The sequence below is a fragment of the Bacillus sp. 05T31 genome, assembly GCF_056396725.1.
Genome location: NZ_JBFTMA010000867.1, coordinates 1 through 1,551 on the forward strand (window position 1 = coordinate 1; position 1,551 = coordinate 1,551).

2 protein-coding genes are annotated in these 1,551 nt (G+C 37.5%); both read left to right on the forward strand.

Features of this window, described 5'->3' with window-relative positions:
• Positions 1-11 precede the first annotated feature (11 nt).
• Positions 12-1,004, forward strand: coding sequence for an ABC transporter ATP-binding protein (locus AC1DJR_RS29345; protein WP_088291336.1), 993 nt, complete (start codon positions 12-14; stop codon positions 1,002-1,004).
• The coding region (locus tag AC1DJR_RS29350; RefSeq protein ID WP_477004183.1) for an extracellular solute-binding protein at positions 982-1,551 on the forward strand (570 nt) is incomplete at its 3' end. The genes AC1DJR_RS29345 and AC1DJR_RS29350, both read left to right, overlap by 23 nt.

The following is a 1,551-nucleotide window of genomic DNA, read 5'->3' on the forward strand; positions in this document are numbered from 1 at the left end:
GAGGTGAAACGATGGATATTAAAATTCATGGATTAGAAAAGGCATTTGGGAAAACACAGGCGTTAAAGCCGTTACAGATTGTAATGAAAAAAGGGGAATTCACCACACTTTTAGGACCTTCAGGATGCGGGAAAACGACTTTACTTAGAATGATTGCAGGGCTTGAGGAACCGGATAAAGGTGAAATATATTTTGGAGATAAGTGCATGTATTCTTCTGCTAAAAAGATAAAAACATCTCCTCATGAGCGGAATATCGGCATGGTATTTCAAGATTTTGCTTTATGGCCGCATATGACTGTATTTGAAAATGTTGCATTTGGTTTAAGGGCTACAAAGCAAACGAATCAATTAAGAGAAAAGGTAGAAGATGCGATAAAGCGAGTTCGTTTGCAAGGTATGGAGAAAAGATATCCGCATGAACTCTCAGGTGGACAGCAGCAACGTGTCGCATTTGCTAGAGCAATTGTAACGAAACCTCATTTTATTTTGTTCGATGAACCGTTAAGTGCACTCGATGCAATTTTGCGAGAAGAAATGCGATTAGAACTTATGGATATCGTTCATTCAATTGGTTTAACGGCATTGTATGTAACACATGATCAAACAGAAGCTATGTCAATGTCAGACCAAATTATTGTCATGAAGCAGGGTGAAGTATTACAAAAAGGAACACCAGAAGACATTTATGTGAAACCGTCTCATGAATTTGTTGCAAAATTTATTGGTAAGGCAAATTGGCTTGTAGAGGGGAAAAAAATGATTCGTCCAGAGCATGTGAGCTGGACAAAAAATGACTTGTGCGAAATGTATACAGGTGAAGTTCAGCACGTTACATATGTAGGAGAACGTTATGAAGTGAAAGTAAACATGGGGACACTCGGTGTATGGACAGCTTATCACAATAGTAAGCTAAGCGTTGGTAAACCGGTATCGTTATATGTACCAAAAAAATGTATTCATCATATAGGGGGAGAATCGTATGAAGAAATTCAGTTCGCTTAAGTCTTTATTTGTATGTACTTTACTATTTTCTGCTGTAGTAACAGGTTGTAGCTCAAAGACAGGCAGTGTAGATGCAAAAAATAAAAACGCTAATGAAAAGAAAATCGTTGTATATAGTGCAGGACCAAAAGGATTAGCAGAAAAAATTCAAAAGGACTTTGAAAAGAAAACAGGGATAAAAGTAGAAATGTTTCAAGGAACAACAGGTAAGATTTTAGCAAGAATGGAGGCTGAAAAGAAAAATCCAGTCGTTGACGTTGTCGTACTTGCTTCTTTACCAGCAATGGAAGGATTAAAAAAAGATGGGCAAACGTTAGCTTATAAAGGAGCAAAACAAGCTGATAAGCTTCGTTCTGAATGGTCGGATGATAAAGGACATTATTTTGGATATAGTGCTTCAGCATTAGGAATTGTGTATAACACAAAAAATGTGAAGACAGCACCTGAAGATTGGAGCGATATAACGAAAGGAGAATGGAAAGGGAAAGTGAATCTTCCAGATCCAGCACTTTCAGGTTCAGCTTTAGACTTTGTAACAGGATATGTG

What these genes read in the sequence shown, in the direction of transcription:
- AC1DJR_RS29345 (WP_088291336.1), top strand. Translation starts at nt 12, where the DNA reads ATGGATATTAAAATTCATGGATTAGAAAAGGCATTTGGGAAAACACAG.